Consider the following 19,882-nt stretch of genomic DNA (forward strand, 5'->3'; position numbering starts at 1 on the left):
TAATTATAATTTTAAGTTAATACCTAATAAAAATGTTTTAGCACTCGGATAAAACCCTTGGTCTATACCACCTCCTATAGGGGCTCCACTCGAAGCCGTTGGATCATAACCTTTATATTCTGTAAGTGTAAATAAGTTACTTGCTGAAACATAAAGACGTAGTTTACTTATTTTAGAATCTTCAAATACTTTATTAGGAAAAGTATAGCCTAATTGTACATTTTGTAAACGAACAAAAGAACCATCTTCTACATAAAAATCTGAAAAGAGACCATTAGGAGTTGCGCCGTTAGAAACTCTAGGGAAGGAGTTGCTTGTGCCTTCTCCCGTCCAACGTGCTAAATAAGAATTTGTTCTGTTGGTAAGTTGTTGACCACGTTCGTAATTGCGAACAATATCGTTTCCTACAGAAGCAAACGCGTAGGCAGCAAAATCGAAGTTCTTATAATCTAAAGAGATGTTAAGACCCATCGTTGCATCTGGTAATGGGTCGCCTAGATTTGTTTTATCATCTAAAGTAATTACACCATCTCCGTTTTGGTCTACATATTTAATATCACCAGGTTGTGGCGTAATATCACCGATAGCCGATGTGTTAATCTCTGCTTGATTTTGAAAAATTCCAGCAGTTTGATACCCGTAAAAATAGCCTATAGGGAAACCTGCTTCCATTCTAGAAGGTGCGGGTTGGCCAATGCCGAAGCTACCTCCTTCAAGAACGCCTGTATTGGTGTTCACATATAACACCTCATTTCTAATATAAGTAACATTGTACTTGATGCTGAATTTAAAGTTATCGCTAAAATTATCTGAATAACCAATGGCAAATTCAAGTCCTTCATTTTCTACGGTACCACCATTAACAACGGGTGCACCACCTGTACCTAATAATCCTGATACTTCTGGAATTACTAATAAATCTTCGGTTGTTTTTTTGAAATAATCGGCAGTGATATCTATTTTATTTTTCATAAAACGCATATCCAAACCAATATCGAAGGTTTTTTGTTTTTCCCATCTAATTTCTGGATTGGCAATACCTCCTGCTGCGGTTCCAATGAATTCTTGGTCATCAAAAATATAAGTACCTTCTCCATTTAATAATGAAATATATCTATAATCTGGAATTCTGTCGTTACCCAAAATACCATAAGAAGCTCTTATTTTTAATAAGTTTATAGCGTCGCTGTTTTTAAGGAAGTCTTCATCTGAAGCTATCCAGCCAATAGATCCTGAGGGGAAAAATCCGAATTTATTTTGAGGACCAAATTTTGTAGAACCGTCACGTCTTACAGCGGCAGTTAATAAATACTTCCCGTCGTAATCATATTGTACTCTACCAAAATAAGATAGTAATCTAGCATCGAATGTCGCATTTCTACCAGTAAACCTGTTGATGTTTTCAATATCTGTAGATTGCTCTAAATTCGCATTTAAATAGGAGTTATCTGGAATGTCAAACCCTGTCGCTCCTGTGAATTCCCCTGTTGTTTTAAAAACAGATGTTCCTAAAAGCACATTGATATTATGAATATCACTGAATTTGTTTTCATATTTAAGAAGTGCATCAAAGGTGTAATCTCTGTAGTAATTCAAACCTTCGAAGACGCTGCTTCTAAACACATTGCTGTTCTTTCCGCTTCCAAAATTGGCAATCGGGTTAAAAACTTTTGAAGACACTTCAGAATAGTTAAATTGAATATTAGTTTGTGCTGTAAAATGATCTAGGAAATTATAAGCTAACCCAGCATTTCCGCTTAACTTCATAACCTTACCTCTATCAAACGTGTCATCTATTTGGGCCAAGGGGTTAATAACCTCGCCACCCAATCCTTCTGCTAAGGTATAAGCACCGGCATCATCATAAACAGAAAAAGTCGGAGCCATGTTTATGGCATTAAAAAGAACAGATGAATTTGAGTTTTCTGGAAGATTTCTTTTAGAAGTTCTCATTAAGGTTAAACCTGAATTGAATTTGAAATTCTCTAAGAAATCGATACTATAACTTGCATTGTTGGTAAAACGTGTAAAATTAGAATTGCCACCACCAACAATACCATCTTGAGTTAAAAATGAACTACTGTAAGAGTAAGTTGAATTTTCACCACCACCTTTAAAAAGGATGTTGTGGTTTGTTATAGGGGCACTTTCAAATACTTGATCTTGCCAATCTGTACCAACACCTAAACCAGAAATGTTAGAGTAAGGAGGTGTGTTGCCACCAGCAGCATAAGCTTCGTTAACAATTAAAGCATATTCAGTCGCATTTAGAACCGGTATTTTACGTGTTGTTTCTTGAAAACCACCGTATGCATTATACTCAAAAGTTAAAGGCATGTTTTTACGACCCGTTTTGGTTGTTATAATGATAACACCATTTGCAGCTCTTACACCATAAATACCGGCGGTCGCATCTTTTAAGATGTTTATACTTTCAATATCGTTTGGGTTAACAACACTTAAATCTTCAATAACATTGCCGTCAACCAAAATTAAAGGTCTGCTGTCTCCATTTGTAGAGACACCTCTAATGCTTATTGTAGAACCACCACCAGGTGTGCCAGATTGCGAAGTGATATTAACACCAGCAACTTGCCCTTGTAAGGCTTGTTCTATTCGTGTTGGTTTTAAAGCTTCAATAATTTCGCTGGATACCACACTAACCGCACCCGTAATTTCTTTTTTAGTTTGTGTACCGTAACCTATAATAACAACTTCGTCTAGACTTGCTATATCTTCTTGAAGCGTAATAGTTAATGGTGAATTGTTGGTTACCTTAATTTGTTGAGTTGTATACCCAACAAAACTAAAGGTAAGTGTCGCACCTACTTTAACGTCTGCGATAGTAAAATTACCATCAAAATCTGAAGTGGCTCCTTTACTTGTATCTTTTACAAGAATGTTAACTCCAGGAATAGGTAAACCACTTTGGTCTAGAGTTGTTCCGCTTACATTCACATTTTGTGCACTTGAGTATGCTATGAAAAATAAAGCAAGGATTTTAAAGAGATAATGTCTCATATACATTTAGTTTTTAGTTTTAGTAAATTTAGTTATATAGATTGATGTATTGTAATTTTTAACCACAACAAAAAATATACATAGCAATAAAAGAGCTGTGTTTTTGTGAAAACACTAATAAATGTGGTTGATTTTAAGAAAAACACATTTCAGCCTTTAGTCCAAAAAACACCCAATGTTGTGGTGTTGTATAGGTGAAAAAGTGGTGTGTTGTGTATTTATATTTCTAAAATGTAATCTGTTAAGCTATCATCGTGCTCTAAATTCATTTTTTTACGAAGTCTGTATCGTTTTACTTCTACACTTCTTGCCGATATATTTAGTAGCGGTGCTATTTCTTTTGATGATAAATTGAGCCTTAGGTAGGCACAAAGACGCAAATCATTTGAGGTTAGTACTGGGTGTATCGACTTAATCTTTTTAATGAAGTCTTTATCTGCATTATTGAAGGCTTCTTCAAAGGCTTGCCAATCATCTGTATTGTTTAAGTTTCTGTCTATTATTTTTATAACTTGTTTTAAACTCTTGTCTTCTTGAGCCTTTTGTAACTCCTTTTTAATACTGTTTAAAAACTCATTCTTTTTAATTAAACTCATGGTAGAGATGCCTAACTCTCTATTTTTGTTTTCTATATCTTGTCTTAATTTATCATTATTAAAACGCATGAATTGTTGTTTGTTTTCAAGTTCTTTCAGTTCTAGTTTTTGTTGTGTTTTTTCTAATAGTTTTTCTCTTTGTTTTTTATAATAGCGCTTGTAAATGTTGTGCATAAGCAACGAGAAAAATAGAATAAAAAGAACGTAGCCCGTTATAGCGATATTAGAAATATACCAGGGTCTTTCTATCATAAAAGAATAGGTTTCTGTATTGTCTGAAAATTGGTTACCTAAGCGTCCTCGAACATGAAATGTATAGTTGCCATACGGTAAGTTTTCAAATAAAGCATTGGAGTTGGTAGACCATGTGCTCCATTCATTGTAAATACCATCTAATTTAAATTGATATTCGGCTACTATATATTTTTTATATTCAGGGATGCTAAATTCGAATTGTATGTTGTTTTCGTTGTTTTTATAGTCTCCTTTATCGTTTTTGTTTATTAAATTGAATTTGTACCCATTATTATAGGTACTTGTTAGAATGGAGTTGATACTTATTTTGAAATTCGTATCAACCATTTTAGCGAGATCAATTAAAATATAGCCTTGAGATGTTCCGTAGAGGTATAAATTATCATTTATATAGGTCATGTTTTCATAACCTGCAACATCATTTCTTAAGTTAATAGGTAAAGAAATCGTGTTTATTTTTGGAATGTCACTTAGCTTTCTAGGTGCTATATAACTAATATTGTATTTAGAAAAGCTCCATAGTTTATTAGATTGTGCGTCGGAAACTAGTTTGCCAGAAGTATAGGTTTCTTTATTTAATAATTGACTGTAAATGCTGTCTTTAATGAATTTTTGTTCGGCTTTATTATATTTGAAAACCCCTTCTCCATAACTATAAAGAATATCATTTTCGTATTTGATAAGACAAGATTTTGGACCTTTAGAAACCGATACATCTTGTTTAACATTCACAGCTGAAGATAAATTAGCATCTAATTTTACATGAAAAACACCTTTGTATTCATGACTAACTAAAACTTCGGTAGAATTTAATATTTCAAAATATCTGCTAGAAATATCAAAGCCTTTAATTTTGTTCTTTAGTTTCCAGGTGCCATTTGTTTTTTCGATGAGGTTTAAACCATTATAATTTCCTTGAAGTAATAAATCGGTTCTTCCATCAATTTTTTTAATGCCCCAAGTACCTAAAACATCTATAACTAAGTTGGCTTTGGTACCGTTTATAATGAAAGTCCCCGAATTGTGTCCGCAAAAAAGCGTATTATCTATGGCTGTTAAACACCAAACCGCTCCTTGAGTGCCTTCAATTAACTCGAATTTTGAACTATTGGCGTCTAGTTTCTTGTAAAATAAGCCTTGGTTCGTGCCTAGATATAAATAGCCATTAAAACTGGTTGAGGTGTTAACTGAGCCTATGTTTCCTTTTTGATCTTTATAGATACTAAATGGAGACTTGATATTAATACAGTTAATACCATTTTCTAAACCCAACCAAATATTGTTTTCCAAGTCTTCGAAAACGGATAAAACTGTATTGTTGCTTAATCCATTTGTTTGGTCTATTTGATAATTAATCTCTCCATTTGAGGTGAGGTGGATGATACCGTTTGATACAGTTCCTAACAAAAAACTTTTATCTTTAAGTTGTTTGCTACTGTAAATTCTAACTTTTGAAAGGGCTTCATTAGCCTGAATTTGCCATTTTTTAATGGTGTTATCCTTGAAGTGATAAAAGCCAGAATCTTCCGTTTCAAACAAGATATTATTGTTGTGATAAAAAATATTCACAAGTAGATTTTCTTGTAAAATAGGATCGTTAGAAACTAGTTTAGACTTTCCGTTTTCAATTTCATAAACCCCATCTTTCACCTTTTGGAAGTAAATACTCTTGTTAACCTTAAAAATTTTATAAATAGTGGTTTCAGATTCTATTATCGAATATTCTTGGTTCTGCGTATTATAAATGTAAATTCTATTTAGTGATTGAAACAGAATCCAATCATCAATCGTTATAATATTCCAAATTTCTTCATCATCTAAAAAAGGAATGTTTAATTTGTCTGAAAGAGAAGTGTATTTTAATAAACCGTAAATATTGGGTTCCCAATAACCGAACTCCCTATAGCTTCCTGTGTAAACATGATTATTTATTACGTTAACTGATCGAACCGTGGTTTGTTTTATATTGGAGTGTAAAGTCCATTTAGCACCATTAAACTCCAAAAGTCCTTTGTTGTTGGCAATATAAATGTATTTGTTGTCAGATTGGGATATAGACCAATTCTGGTTTTCGGCATTATAATCTGTAGGAGTGTAAACTTCTATAGGAGGTCTTTCTTGGGCTGCTAGATAGAAATTTAAAATACAAAAAAAAAGAAAGAAAAGTGGTTTAGTTGGTTTCAATGGTGGTGCCTGTATTTGTTATGTTACTAATTTAGTAAAATTAAGGCATTAAAATAGTGTTGTATGGTATTTGTATAGGAAATTTTGTTATTAATTATACATAATAGCGTGAATTAAAAAGCTCTGTGTATAGGTTTGTAGTCTTTGTTTTAAACTTGAACTGTGTGAAATTATAAGGAAATAGTTAGTCTTTTTTCACATGAGATGAATCTCTAATAATTAACTCGGCATCAAGAATTTTTTTGTTTAAAGTTTGCTTTATGTCTGGGTTGTTTACACGTTCTAAAAATGTTAATGCAGCTAATTTCCCTATTTCCGTACTGTGTTGGTTGATGCTTGAAATAGTAGGGGTAACCATAGAGGTAAAAGGCTCGTTACCAAAACCAACAAGAGCCATATCGTTAGGTATGTCTATGTTATTCTCATTAAGTACTTGCAAGGCGCCTAAAGCAGCATAATCTCCAGCCACATAAACGGCATCAGGTCTGTTTTTTAAATTTAGAAGTTGTAGCATTTTTTCTCTACCATCTTCCAAAGTAAGACTGCTTTCTATTAATAGAGATTCATCTAGAGGTAAATCATATTTTTTTAAGGCGTCTATATAGCCTTTAATTCGGTTATTAAAAATTCGTGTACGTCTATAACCACCAATATGTGCAATACGTTTGCAGCCTTGTTCTACTAAATGTTCAACAATCATGTGGCTGCTTTCGTAATCGTTTATACCTATATAATCAACATTTAAATCATTTTCACCACGGTCAAAAAGAATTAATGGAATGCCTTTAGATTTTATTTTTTCATAATAATTTAAGCTAATTGTTTCATTGGCCATAGAAGCAATAATGCCATCAACTTGTGTAAAGAGTAGGGTGTCAATGTTACTGCATTCTTTTTTATAAGATTCGTTGGATTGTGTTATAATAATATTGTAACCTTCTTTATTTAAAACCTCTTCTATGTTTTGAATCACCGAAGAAAAAAAGTTGCTATTTGTTCGCGGAACGATGACGCCAACGAGGTTACTTTTGCCTCTACGTAGGGCACTAGCGAGGTGATTTGGTTGATAATTTAACTCCTTTGCAACCTTTTTTACGGCTTCTTTTGTTTTTGCACTAATTCGCGAATCGTCGTGAAGTGCCTTGGAAACTGCTGCTGGTGAAATATTTAACGCATTAGCAATGTCTTTTATCGTAGTTTTTTTTTTGTTTATCAATTTTTTATATATTTGCTTAATCGTTTAAGCAAAAGTACAGTATTACTTTTTATTATCAAAACAGATTATTCTGATTTAGGTTTTAGTATATTTAATGCGAAGCACTTGCTTAAACGTTTAAGCAAAAATTTTATTTAACTAATTTTATAATTAAAAGACATGAGTAGAGTAGTAACATTTGGTGAGATTATGCTAAGATTAGCACCTCAAGGATTTTTAAGATTTTCTCAAGCAGACAATTTTGACGTTGTTTATGGTGGTGGAGAATCTAACGTTGCAGTATCATTAGCTAATTATGGTATTTCTGTAGATTTTTTAACACGTTTACCTAAAAATGATATTGGTGAATGTGCTATGATGGAAATGCGTAAAAGAGGTGTTGGTGTAGATAAAATTGTTTGGGGTGGAGACCGTTTAGGTATTTATTTCTTAGAAACTGGTGCTGTATCTAGAGGTAGTAAAGTGGTTTATGATAGAGCACACTCTTCTATGGCGACTATTCAATCTGGTATGATTGACTGGGAAAAAGTTTTCGAAGGTGTAGAATGGTTTCATTGGACTGGTATTACTCCAGCTATTTCTCAAAGTTCTGCTGATGTTTGTTTAGAAGCTGTTAAAGCGGCTAGCAAATTAGGTGTTACTATTTCAACTGATTTAAATTACCGTGCAAAATTATGGAAATTCGGTGGTGATCGTGAAGCGATCATGACGGAATTAACTTCTTACTGTGATGTTATTCTTGGAAATGAAGAAGATGCTGAAATGCATTTTGGTATAAAACCAGAAGGTGCAGCAGTTCAAACTCACGGTCATGATGTAAAAGCGGAAGCATTTTTATCAGTTTGTCAACAAATGATGAAAAAATTCCCAAGAGCTAAAAAAGTAATTACAACTTTAAGAGGTTCTATCTCTGCATCTCATAACACATGGGCTGGAGTTTTATATGATGGTAAACAAATGTTACAAACACGTCAATACCAAATTACAGATATCGTTGATAGAGTAGGTGGTGGAGATTCTTTCATGGGTGGTTTAATTTATGGTTTATTAACGTACCCAGATAACGACCAAAATGCATTAGATTTTGCAGTAGCAGCGTCTTGTTTAAAACACACTATTAAAGGTGATGCCAACTTAGTAACTGTAGAAGAAGTAACCAAACTTATGGGTGGTGATGCTTCTGGTAGAGTTGCTAGATAGTAAATTTATAGCCTACAAGATTTTATAAGTCTTGTAGGTTTTTTTTAGTATTTCTTTTATTGGCTTCAACTAAATTTTAAACTTTTTAAGTGTATGAAAAAATCGATTGCGATTATTTGCGGCGGTGGCCCTGCTCCAGGTATTAATACTGTTATTAGTACTGTTGCTAAAACCTTTATGAAGGATGGATACAAAGTAATTGGTGTGCATCATGGGTATAAAGGATTACTTTCTGAAGACCCAGAAGTAAAGATTTTTGATTTTCATCACGCCGATCGTATTTTTAGTCGTGGAGGTTCTACTTTAATTATGAGTAGATTCAAACCTAAAGACAGCGATTTTAAAGCTGATTTTTTCAAAAAGAATAATGTGAAATTATTGGTCACTATTGGTGGAGATGATACAGCTTCTACAGCCAATAGGTTAACCAAATATCTTCAAACTCAAGAGCTTGATGTGGCTCACGTACATGTTCCTAAAACAATAGATAACGATTTGCCTTTGCCAGATAGAAATCCAACCTTTGGTTTTCATACAGCTAAAGATGAAGGTGTTCGTATTGGAAATACGGTTTATGAAGACGCACGAACTAGTGAAAATTGGTTTGTTATGTCTGCCATGGGGCGTTCAGCAGGACATTTAGCATTCGGAATTGCTTCGGCATGTCATTTTCAAATGATGATTATTCCAGAAATGTTCAACAAAACAACCATTACTTTCGAGAAGTTAATTAATATGATTATTTCTTCCATCGTTAAATGTAAAATTAAGGGTGTTGAATATGGTGTAGCCATGGTAAGTGAAGGTGTTTTTCATTTTATGGACGAAGCCGAAATTATAAACTCAGGTATTAACTTCACTTATGATGACCACGGACATCCTGAATTAGGAAATGTAAGTAAGTCGCATATATTCAATTATCTTTTACAAGTTAAGTTGAAAGAGATTGGGTTGGAAGTAAAAACAAGACCTGTAGAACTTGGTTATGAATTAAGATGTTGTAACCCAATTGCATTCGATTTAACTTTATGTACCTTGCTAGGTATAGGTGTTAAAAAATTATACGATCAAGGTATTTCAGGTTGTATTGTTAGCGCCAACTCAAAAGGAGATATTACACCTTTGTTTTTAAAGGATTTTGAAGATGAAAACGGAAAAATTCCACCAAGATTGGTAGATATTAATTCGGATATGGCACAGCTATTCATCAATAATTTATTCTATATTCAAGAGAAGGATTACGAAAAAGCAAAAAAATATGTTTCTAATCCGGAGGCATACGATTTTAAGAAAATATTAAACTGGAATTGAAAAAATTCTAAAGAATAAAAAATAAACAACAAAAAAATAATAACAACATGGCACAATTTTCAAGAATAGAAGTAGCTCAAGCCATGAAAGATACAGGGATGATTCCTTTATTTTTTCATAGTGATATTGAGTTAAGTAAAAAAGTATTAAAAGCTTGTTACGATGGTGGAGCAAGATTAATGGAATTTACAGCACGTGGTGATTTCGCTCACGAAGTTTTTGGTGAATTAACCAAATATGCTATCAAAGAATTACCAGGTATGATTATGGGTGTTGGTTCTGTTACAGACGGTGCAGCAGCTTCTTTATACATGGCTTTGGGTGCAAACTTTATTGTAACGCCTGTTTTAAGAGAAGATATCGCTATTGCATGTAACCGTAAAAAAGTTTTATGGTCTCCAGGCTGTGGTACATTAACTGAAATTGCTAGAGCAGAAGAGTTAGGTTGCGAAATAGTGAAATTATTCCCTGGTGATATTTACGGACCACAATTTGTAAAAGGCATTAAAGGCCCACAACCATGGACAAGCGTTATGCCAACAGGTGGTGTTTCTCCAACAGAAGAAAACCTAAAAGGATGGTTTGATGCTGGTGTAACTTGTGTAGGTATGGGGTCTCAATTAATCTCTAAAGAGATTATAGCGAACAAAGATTACGCAAAACTAGAGGCAGACGTTAAGAAAGCAATGGCTCTTGTAAAAGCTGTTAGAAAATAATTTTTTTAGTTTTCTAAAAATAAATGAAAAGCCGAACTAGTAAGTTCGGCTTTTTTTATTCAATACGTTTGTAATTCTCAGCATATATAGGATGGCCTAAACTATCAATTTCAACCTGAGTGAATGATTCTTCATCAATTGTTATATCGAAAATATATTTATTATTTTTCTTTATATGGATGTTCATGGCTTTTGAACCATAATCTAAAACCTCGGTTAAGGTACCATCTTTAAACGTATAATCTCCAACACCAAACCAATCTAAAGAATCCCAGGCACGTAACCTACTCCACATAATTTTGGTTTTAGAATACATTTTCATTTGCTTATAGTCTTTTGATGAGTTTATGGTGTCTACAGAGCCATCCTCTTTATAGTTTAAAAAGCTCACTAGCTCCCAAGCACCTTCTAAAGTATGTTCCTTTATTGGCGGTTCAACGGTTGTTTTATTGTTGCAAGAAAGAAGAAGGGATGTACAGAAAATAAATAAAAGTGTTTTCATAAATGAAACATTAAATTAATAATCGCATTACTACAATTTACGAAAAAAATAGGAGAAATAAAGTATTGAATAATAAGAGCTTATACTATGATAATATCTTTTGATAATTTTAACGTAAGTTTTATACCAAAAATTCTACTTTTGTTAAGATTAAATTTAATAGTAATTATGTCAGATACAATTGAAAAATTAAAATGTTTAATAATTGGTTCGGGACCTGCAGGTTATACTGCAGCGATTTATGCAGCTAGAGCCAATATGAAACCTGTATTATATCAAGGGACACAACCAGGTGGCCAATTAACAACAACTAACGAAGTAGAAAACTTCCCAGGATACCCTGATGGTATTACAGGTCCTGAAATGATGATGGAACTTCAAAAACAAGCAGAGCGTTTCGAAACAGATGTGCGTGATGGTTGGGTTACCAAAGTAGATTTTACAGGCGATGTACATAAAGTTTGGATTAATGAAACTAAAGAAATTCATTGTGATACCATTATTATTTCTACAGGAGCATCGGCTAAATATTTAGGTATAGATTCTGAACAGAAATATTTAAAATTAGGTGGAGGTGTTTCAGCTTGTGCTGTTTGTGATGGCTTCTTTTATAGAAACCAAGAAGTTGCTATCGTAGGGGCTGGAGATTCGGCTTGTGAAGAGGCGCATTACCTATCTAAATTATGTAAAAAAGTGACTATGTTGGTTAGACGTGATGAGTTTAGAGCATCTAAAATCATGGCTAATAGAGTTAAAAACACAGCCAACATTGAAATATTGTTCAATACAGAAACTGATGAAGTTTTAGGTGACGGACAAGTAGTTACAGGTGTGCGTGTTTATAACAATCAAACCAAAGAAAAACAAGAAATTCCTGTTACAGGGTTTTTTGTAGCTATTGGGCATAAACCTAATACAGATATTTTTAAAGGCTTTTTAGATTTAGATGAAACTGGTTATATTATAAATGTACCAGGAACTTCTAGAACAAATGTTGAAGGTGTTTTTGTCTCTGGAGATGCGGCAGACCATGTTTACAGACAGGCGATTACAGCTGCTGGAACAGGATGCATGGCAGCATTAGATGCAGAACGTTATTTGGCAGGAAAAGATGAGACGTTTGAAGTCTCTACTTCTAGTTATAATTAGAAATAATAAAACGATAAAAAAAAGCCGAAGTAATTACTTCGGCTTTTTTTATTATTTGATTTTCTTAATTTATTAAAATGTGTTTTCTTTGAGAACGATTTTAAACGGGATGTGGCGCAGTCCGGTAGCGTACACGGCTGGGGGCCGTGTGGTCGCAGGTTCAAATCCTGTCATCCCGACGAACCTAGTAATAGGAAGTATCAGAACACTGTTAATTGTATGATTATCAGTGCTTTTTGTTTTTAGGCATTTTATTTGATGCCAATTAAAAGCAATTAAACTCAATAAAAAGGTGTGCAATCAGGTGTGCACTTTCTCACCAGAATTGTCGTAAATTTAAAGAGCATTTAAAAGCAATTTGACTTTCGTTTTTACCAAAAAATGTCAAACTAAAGCCGTTAAAAATGCAGACAAACAGCACCTTTTCAATTATTTTCTTTACAAGAAAATCAAGAAGTACTGCGAACGAGTTATCCATTTATGTTCGCATTACAGTTTCTGGACAACGTTCAGAAATTAGTCTAAAACGAACGATTCTATTTAAAGAATGGGACAGTTCCAAAAACAGAGGACGAGGAAGCACTTATAAAATAAGAGTTTTGAACGCCTATCTAGACCAAGTTTATAGCCAATTATTGGATTGCCACAAACAACTGTTGGAAGAATCCAAGATCATTACAGCCAATGCCATAAAAGCAAGGTACTTGGGCGAGGATGATAACCATAAGACCTTAAAGGAATTAATAGCCTATCATAATACCAATATGGTAAGTGTTTTGAAACATGGTACGATGAAAAACTATGCTACCACAGAAAAATACTTGGATAAATTCCTAGACCAAAAACTAAACACAAACGACATCTATTTAAAACAATTGAATTATCGCTTTATCATTGACTTCGAGCAGTATTTGAGACACTATAAGAACAATAAAAAGAAATTGTCCTTATCTAATAATGGTGTCATGAAACATTTGGAACGCTTCAAGAAAATGATAAACCTAGCGGTAAAACTGGAATGGATATTGAAAAACCCATTTGCACAATTTCAATTAAAATTTAAAAAGTTTGATAGGGCATACCTAACAGATAGGGAACTGGAGCAAATCGAAAGCACTTATTACAACAACGATAGGCTAGAGCGTATAAAAGACTGTTTCATATTTTCTTGTTATACAGGACTGTCCTATGTCGATGTAAAGGAACTAACAATAAACCAAATCACCATAGGTATAGATGCGACCCATTGGATATTCACCAAACGGGAAAAAACAAACGAAAGGGTAAAGATACCCATCCTGCCCCAAGCCATGGCAATTATCGATAAATACAAGGATGCCAGTGAAAAGAAAGAAAACAGCCTGTTATTGCCCCTTTGCTCAAACCAAAAGGCAAATAGTTACTTAAAGGAAATTGCCAAAGACTGTGGCATAAACAAGAACGTTACCTTCCACGTTGCCAGACATACTTTTGCCACTACGGTGATGCTATCCAACGGAGTTCCCATAGAAACCGTGTCCAAACTGCTGGGACATTCCAAACTATCTACCACGCAGCTGTATGCACGAGTGGTGGAGACCAAGATAAGTGAGGATATACAAAACCTGCTTGCGAGGTTTGAAATAAAAAAGCAAAAAGCAATGGAAGTTTTAGAGGTTTGAAAAACGTTTTTAAAGGGATGGATTTAGAGGCTGGGTATTTAAAAACTCTTTTTGCATCAGTTCAGAAGTGTGCGCAGGGAATCCATCGCTTTAAAAATGAACCAAGCTCGCCCAAAGCGAGCGCGGTAGTAAGGACTTAATTAACACCAAAATCCCTATTAACAAATTCTATCAAATAGAGTCAAATTTTAGGATTTCCGTGATTTTTACTAAAAAACTCCTTGATTTTACTGGGTGTTCGAAGCTTTTTTAGTAAAATTCACGGAAAAACGAAATCTATTAATATGGTAACTTGTTATAAATCAATCAAATACAAATCAGTAACATCGCGCAGCGTGTTACCCTCTTGCTTTTCCCCCCCCCTTAGTTTTACAAACACGCATTATATAGAGAATTTTTTATGATAGTGAGAGCTTGTAAGAAGTAACTTCATATCGGGTGAAACTCTCAATAAATGTTAGCATTGATTAAGTTTATATGGAAATAAATTTGTTTATTGAATAATATTAAAATTAAAGTAAGTCTTTAGTATTAGTTTAAATTGTGCCAAATTTATTATTTTCTTTTTTATAGATTTGTTTAAACACTTAAGTACTCCCTAATTTAATGAACCTTATACTTGAGGAAATAGCAAAAAAAAACGAAATAGTTTTTAAAAACTTTTTTGACAAACATTATAAAGAATTAGTTTTGTCTGCCAATGGCTATCTTTTTGATAAAGATTCCAGTGAAGACATAGTACAAGAAATCTTTATATATATATGGGAGCATGCCGGTAAATTAAATATTGAAACCTCTTTAAAAGGCTACCTCTATACCATGGTAAGAAATAGATGTTTTAACTATCTAAAATCCATAAAAATTACCGATAATTTTGAATTGTTAGATTTTAATATCAATTTAATCACAGAGCACGTTTTTAATTCTACTTCAGACGAAGATAAAACCATTGTATATCATCAAATTCTTAAAATTGTTGATACACTTCCTGAAAAAATGCAGCAAGTCGTTAAACTTAAGTTTCTTCATAATTATAAGTACTCCGAGATAGCTAAGGAACTCGGGATTTCTGTAAATACTGTTAAAACACAGTTGAAAAGAGCAAAATTGAAAATTACAGAAATGGTAACAGTTATACTTGTTTTGCTTGAAATAAATCAGTAAAAATTAATATTCGTTGATTTAAAATCATTGAATTTGATTTTTTTTTGAAAAAAAAGTATTTTTTTGTCACCCATTATTATCTTTTTGTTGTCTTAATGTTAAAGCATTGTAATACAAGACAACTAAATGGAATTCAAATTAATTATAAAGAAACTAAATAACACCCTTTCTGAAGAAGATGCCACTATTTTTCGGGAATGGTATAATGAGTCCGACCTTCATAAAGCATATTTTAAGAAGGTGCAGGAAAATTATCATGATGAAACTTTTTTAATAGATATTGAAAAAGGTTGGAAAGCAGTAGAAAAGAAAATTAGGCCGGTTGCCGTTAAGAAAACCAGTTATTTAAAGTATGCTGTTGCAGCATCTATTGTGTTATTAATTTCTATTACTTTTTTAATTAAAAAGGAAAAGATTGAAGAAGTTGTTAATCCAATAATCACTAATAATAATATTCAAATAGGAACAGATAAAGCAACTTTAACCTTAGAGGATGGTACTCTTGTAGCTTTAGAAAAAGGGAAACAATACATTTCTGATAATTTAGAGAGTAATGGTGAAGAATTAATTTATAAAGCACCAAATACATCCAAAAAGGAAATTGCCTATAATTATTTAACCATTCCAAGAGGCGGACAATATCATATTGTGCTATCAGACGGAACTAAGGTTTGGTTAAATTCAGAATCTCAAATAAAATATCCAGTTACTTTTTCAGATGGGGAAACCAGACAAATTGAATTAGTTTATGGTGAAGCTTATTTTGATGTGTCGCCAAGTACAGATCATAATGGCACAAAATTTAAAGTACTAGCAGAATCACAGGAAATAGTGGTTCTAGGTACCGAGTTTAATATTAGTGCTTATAAGGACGAAAAAGCAATTTACACGACTTTAATAGAAGGAAAAGTGGCAGTAACAAACGGTAAAGCCAATACTGTTTTAAGTCCGAGTCAGCAATCAATTATTGTAAAAGAAAAAAATGGTATAAATGTAGTTAAAGCAGATGTTTATTCAGTGACTTCTTGGAGAAAGGGCGTTTTTAGCTTTGATAATATGCCTCTAGAAAATATAATGAAAGTTTTAGCAAGATGGTATGATGTAGAGATAATATTTGTTGAATCTAATTTAAAGGAAGAGCGCTTTACAGGAGTTCTAAGAAAAAATCAAAATATAGAAGATATTTTAAATTCAATTCAAACCACTAATAATATGGCCTATGTAATAAATAACAACACAATAATTTTTAAATAGAAAAAGAAAAGGGAATTGAGGCTCGAATATCTCACCAAACAAACCTCTGTTTCCCCTAAACATTAATTAACTAATTTATTAATTAACACAACAAATTTATGAAAATTAAATTAACCAATGTTCTTTCCCTAAAAAGAAAAAACGTGCTAAACATTATTATGAGAACATTTATATTCTTGTTTTGTTCCACTGTTTTTAGCTTTTCTTCAGGAGATGTTTTTTCTCAAAACGTAAAAGTTCAAATTGACTCAAACAAAACCATAACCATTGATGAGGTCTTTAATATTATTAAACAGCAAACAGATTTTAATTTTATCTATAAGTCGGATATGTTTAAAGACTATCCAAAAGTGAATGTAAAAAAAGGGAACATTAGTGCCAATAAATTATTGGAACAAAGCCTTTCAAAAGGAAATTTCAATATCGATATTTCTGGAAAACAAACGATAATAATTAGTGAAAATTCTAATGTAGAAGCACTAGCAGAAATTACAGTTAAAGGGCAAGTTGTTGATAAAAATGGTTTGTCGATACCTGGTATTACTGTATATGTTACCAACCAAAAACCTCAAGGGCAAGATGTAAATCGTGATTTCATTGTAAGAGGAACTACTACTGATATAGATGGAAACTTTTCGTTAGTTGCTGAAGTGGGCTACTATTTAGTTGCGTCAGGAATGGGCTATGAAGTTTTTGTTCAAGCAGTAACAAATCAAACTGTTTATAAAATTGTACTTAAAGAAAGAATAAGTGCATTAGACGAAGTTCTTGTTGTGGGATATGGTACTAAATCTAGAGAAGAAATATCATCGGCAATTTCTTCGATTCAAAGTGAAGATATTGCAAAAAACATAATAGGTCAAACTAGTTTTGACAGATCATTATCGGGCTTGGTGAAAGGTGTTAATGTAAGAGCCACTTCTGGAACTCCGGGGGCTGGTATAGATATAAATATTAGAGGTAATACGTCTCCCTTTTCAGGTAGTGACAACAATCCTTTATTTGTAATAGATGGTGTCCCTTTCCAAGCCAATCCTGTTGCAAACCGAGGGGATGACACTACATTTACTACTATTCAAAATCCATTACTATCTATAAACCCAAACGATATAGAAAGTATGGATGTATTAAAAGATGCTGCAGCTACCTCTATTTATGGTTCTCGTGGAGCAAACGGGGTTATTATTGTAAACACTAAAAAAGGTAAAAGAAATCAAAAAGCCAGTATTAGTTATTCAACTTCTGTAACAATGTCTGAGCCAATTAAACAGGAAGATTTTTTAAATGCTTCTGAGTGGAAAGAACATGTGGATACTTATTTTACAAACACGTTTAATGCTATACCAAGTGGTATTGTAGGTGCTGCAACTGTATCTGGATTTTCAGATATGGTAAATATTGGCCCTGGCTCTACTTATGGCGGATTAAAAGATGAGTATTTTGGATCAGGAAACACAAACTGGGGAGATGAAGTATACCGCTCTGCAGCATATACACAAAAGCATAACCTATCTATTAGAGGTGGAAATAATAAATCTTCTTACTCAGTTTCTGGAGGATATACAGACCAAGAAGGATTAATTAAAAAGGATGTTTTTAAACAATACAATTTAAGATTAGGGCTAGATAATACACTGAGTAAAACCTTCACAACGGGTACTAATTTAAATTTAAATTACTCAAAAAGGGCTTATGGATCTGCAGGTTTTGATGGTTTTCGTGGGAATGTATTAAACGCAAGACCAGACATTCCTGTATTTAATGAAGACGGTACACCTTCAAGGCTTGTTGGATCATACTTTGGTTTTCCTTCTGTTTTAGCTTCTCCATATGCAACATCTACACTTCAAAACAATACAACTAAAGCATATAACGTATTAGGAAATGTTTATGTTAAAGCTAATATTAATGAACACTTAAGTGTAAAGGCAGACGTTAATGGATCGTTTGCATCGACTGATAGTTACTTATATACTCCAAACACTGTGGTTGGTTTTGAAATACCTTTATTTGGAATTTTTCCATCATCCGATAGTTCTTTTGCTTATGATAGTCACGCTACAAATATAAATCTGACAACAGATTTAACAGCAAATTATACGAATAGTTTTGGTAAACACAACGTAAATGGCCTTATTGGTTATTCATGGGCAAGATTTAGTAGAGAATCTACATTTACTTTTTTACAAGGTTTCCCAGATGATATTGTATTAACTAATGCTTCAAATGCCAATTCAGCCAGTACAGATTCTTCTATCTTAGAATCAGGTTTAAATTCGTTCTTTGGTAGAGCGTCTTATAATTACAATTCTAAGTATTTTGTAACAATGACTCTAAGGTCTGATAAGTCTTCTAAATTTGCTCCTGGAAACCAAGAAGCTTTTTTCCCTTCTATAGCAGCAAGTTGGAACATAGCAAGAGAACCTTTTTTAGAAAACTCTAGTGTAATTAATCATTTAAGATTAAGAGCCAGCGCAGGAGAAACAGGAAGCACTAACCTTGGTAGTTATGATTATTTACAAGGGTTTAGACGTGGTTCTAGAGAAAGAGGGCTCTATGTAGGTAATGGAGCTATAGGCTTAACAAATAGGTTAGCAAACGATAATGCTAGTTGGGAAACCACAGCAGAGGTTAATGCTGGTTTAGATTTTAGAATATTAAATAATCGCCTTCGTGGTAGTGTAGATATCTATAACAGAAAAACTACTGGAGCCCTTGTAGGAACACCTATACCCTTAGAAGGTGGATTAAGTACTTTTACAAGTAATTTTATAGATATGACAAACCGAGGTTTCGAATTTGAAATAGGTGGAGACATTATAAAAACGGATGATTTCACTTGGGCAACTAGTATAAATATATCGCAAAATAAAAACAAAATAGATAAGTTAACTGCTGCATTTACTGAAAACGCAGGGTCTAGTTTTGTTGTTGGTAAAGAGATTAGTTTAATTCGTGGTTATATTGTAGAAGGTATTTTTCAAAATGAGGGTGAAATTAACAACCTTAATGCAAGTGCTCCAAGTGGTGCTTATAGCACCATAGGACAGGTTGTACCTGGAGATTATAGATACGCAGATATAAATGGTGATAATGAAATTACTATTGAAGATAGTTATGCTATTTTAGGAAGTGCTCAACCAGACTTTTTTGGAGGGTTTAATTCTACAATTGCCTATAAAGGTTTTGAATTAGCTGCTTTTTTCAATTTTTCTTCAGGAGCAGAAACAAGTTTAGCTTCAGATCTTCTTTCAGGGGGAATAAACCCAGACCCTCGTATAAATATACCTAGAAGGTTTAGTGCAGAAAATAGATGGTCTCCAACAAATACAGATGCGACATTAGCACAATTAGTTTATAGAGGAGGCAATGATGTAAACGTAAGACCATCATCTGTAAATATTTATGACGCCTCTTTTATTCGTTTAAAAAACATTCAATTAACATATAATTTACCAACAAATATTGTTAAACGCATTGGTATGGCTAATGCATCCGTATTTATTTCTGGCACAAATTTAGTCACTTGGGACAAGAACTTCCCTGGGCTAGATCCAGAAAATACATCAACAACATCTGCTACATTTGGGGGTTATAATTACCCTAATTCAAAATCTTTGTCTATGGGTATTAATCTTAACTTTTAATTTATA

12 protein-coding genes and 1 tRNA gene are annotated in these 19,882 nt (G+C 33.1%); 9 read left to right on the plus strand and 4 right to left on the minus strand.

Annotated elements, in window-relative coordinates:
• Positions 1-3: 3 nt before the first annotated feature.
• The 3 genes from Q5N74_RS05030 to Q5N74_RS05040 all read right to left on the minus strand — a co-directional run bounded on the left by Q5N74_RS05030 (position 4) and on the right by Q5N74_RS05040 (position 7,269).
• On the minus strand, positions 4-3,021 hold the full coding sequence (locus Q5N74_RS05030) for a TonB-dependent receptor (protein WP_304387637.1): 3,018 nt from the start codon (positions 3,019-3,021) through the stop codon (positions 4-6).
• A gap of 218 nt (positions 3,022-3,239) precedes the next feature.
• The gene (locus tag Q5N74_RS05035; RefSeq protein WP_304387638.1) at positions 3,240-6,056 is read right to left on the minus strand and encodes a triple tyrosine motif-containing protein; all 2,817 of its coding nucleotides are present in this window, start codon (positions 6,054-6,056) and stop codon (positions 3,240-3,242) included.
• A 184-nt stretch (positions 6,057-6,240) separates the two neighbouring features.
• On the minus strand, positions 6,241-7,269 hold the full coding sequence (locus Q5N74_RS05040) for a LacI family DNA-binding transcriptional regulator (RefSeq protein WP_304387794.1): 1,029 nt from the start codon (positions 7,267-7,269) through the stop codon (positions 6,241-6,243).
• A gap of 162 nt (positions 7,270-7,431) precedes the next feature.
• Between Q5N74_RS05040 and Q5N74_RS05045 the strand changes: the two genes are divergently transcribed.
• The 3 genes from Q5N74_RS05045 to Q5N74_RS05055 all read left to right on the plus strand — a co-directional run bounded on the left by Q5N74_RS05045 (position 7,432) and on the right by Q5N74_RS05055 (position 10,499).
• Positions 7,432-8,472 (plus strand): sugar kinase, encoded by a 1,041-nt coding sequence (locus Q5N74_RS05045; RefSeq protein ID WP_304387639.1) that lies wholly within the window; start codon positions 7,432-7,434, stop codon positions 8,470-8,472.
• A 93-nt stretch (positions 8,473-8,565) separates the two neighbouring features.
• Positions 8,566-9,783 carry a 6-phosphofructokinase gene (locus Q5N74_RS05050; RefSeq protein WP_304387640.1) on the plus strand — a complete coding sequence of 406 codons (1,218 nt, stop codon included), beginning with the start codon at positions 8,566-8,568 and terminating at the stop codon, positions 9,781-9,783.
• Between the two features lie 47 nt (positions 9,784-9,830).
• Positions 9,831-10,499 (plus strand): bifunctional 4-hydroxy-2-oxoglutarate aldolase/2-dehydro-3-deoxy-phosphogluconate aldolase, encoded by a 669-nt coding sequence (locus Q5N74_RS05055; protein ID WP_304387641.1) that lies wholly within the window; start codon positions 9,831-9,833, stop codon positions 10,497-10,499.
• A 55-nt stretch (positions 10,500-10,554) separates the two neighbouring features.
• Here Q5N74_RS05055 and Q5N74_RS05060 read toward each other — a convergent pair whose 3' ends face one another.
• Positions 10,555-11,001 carry a hypothetical protein gene (locus Q5N74_RS05060; RefSeq protein WP_304387642.1) on the minus strand — a complete coding sequence of 149 codons (447 nt, stop codon included), beginning with the start codon at positions 10,999-11,001 and terminating at the stop codon, positions 10,555-10,557.
• 168 nt (positions 11,002-11,169) lie between these two features.
• Between Q5N74_RS05060 and trxB the strand changes: the two genes are divergently transcribed.
• The 6 genes from trxB (at position 11,170) to Q5N74_RS05090 (ending at position 19,876) form a co-directional block, all read left to right on the plus strand.
• On the plus strand, positions 11,170-12,150 hold the full coding sequence (trxB, locus tag Q5N74_RS05065) for a thioredoxin-disulfide reductase (protein WP_304387643.1): 981 nt from the start codon (positions 11,170-11,172) through the stop codon (positions 12,148-12,150).
• Between the two features lie 105 nt (positions 12,151-12,255).
• A tRNA-Pro gene (locus tag Q5N74_RS05070) sits at positions 12,256-12,329 on the plus strand.
• 225 nt (positions 12,330-12,554) lie between these two features.
• Positions 12,555-13,811 (plus strand): site-specific integrase, encoded by a 1,257-nt coding sequence (locus Q5N74_RS05075; protein ID WP_304387644.1) that lies wholly within the window; start codon positions 12,555-12,557, stop codon positions 13,809-13,811.
• A gap of 606 nt (positions 13,812-14,417) precedes the next feature.
• Positions 14,418-14,975, plus strand: a complete 558-nt coding sequence (locus tag Q5N74_RS05080; RefSeq protein ID WP_304387645.1) for an RNA polymerase sigma factor — start codon at positions 14,418-14,420, stop codon at positions 14,973-14,975.
• Positions 14,976-15,101: 126 nt separating this feature from the next.
• Positions 15,102-16,229 carry a FecR family protein gene (locus Q5N74_RS05085; protein WP_304387647.1) on the plus strand — a complete coding sequence of 376 codons (1,128 nt, stop codon included), beginning with the start codon at positions 15,102-15,104 and terminating at the stop codon, positions 16,227-16,229.
• 158 nt (positions 16,230-16,387) lie between these two features.
• Positions 16,388-19,876, plus strand: a complete 3,489-nt coding sequence (locus Q5N74_RS05090) for a TonB-dependent receptor (protein WP_304387648.1) — start codon at positions 16,388-16,390, stop codon at positions 19,874-19,876.
• Positions 19,877-19,882: the final 6 nt, after the last annotated feature.

It is taken from the genome of Mariniflexile sp. AS56, from assembly GCF_030552475.1.
Classification (GTDB): domain Bacteria; phylum Bacteroidota; class Bacteroidia; order Flavobacteriales; family Flavobacteriaceae; genus Mariniflexile.